This window comes from Lysinibacillus fusiformis, from assembly GCF_003049525.1.
Lineage (GTDB): Bacteria > Bacillota > Bacilli > Bacillales_A > Planococcaceae > Lysinibacillus > Lysinibacillus fusiformis.
In genome coordinates this window covers 1-293 of the sequence record NZ_PYWL01000058.1, presented here as the reverse complement: position 1 = coordinate 293, position 293 = coordinate 1, and the positions used below count along the sequence as shown (strand labels likewise).

The window sequence follows — 293 nt, the reverse complement described above, 5'->3', positions numbered from 1 at the left end:
TTGGGGTGAAGTCGTAACAAGGTAGCCGTATCGGAAGGTGCGGCTGGATCACCTCCTTTCTAAGGATATTTTCGGAATACAAACCTTGGGTTTGTAAGATTACGTTTTGCGTTCAGTTTTGAAGGTTCATTCTTCTGAATGAAATACTTCAAAACTTGTTCTTTGAAAACTGGATAAAACGACATTGAAATAGTAACAAACACATTTATTTTTTTAAGTTTTTTATAGGCTTAATAACATTAAAAGGTTTCAAGACACGAGCAGTTAAATGCGATGTGTATTGAAAGCTGATA

The 293-nt window shown here is 34.8% G+C and carries 1 rRNA gene; it reads left to right on the top strand.

The annotated features are described in order from the left end of the window. A 16S ribosomal RNA gene (locus C9J29_RS24075) occupies nucleotides 1-59 on the top strand; the annotation flags it as partial. Nucleotides 60-293 lie beyond the last annotated feature (234 nt).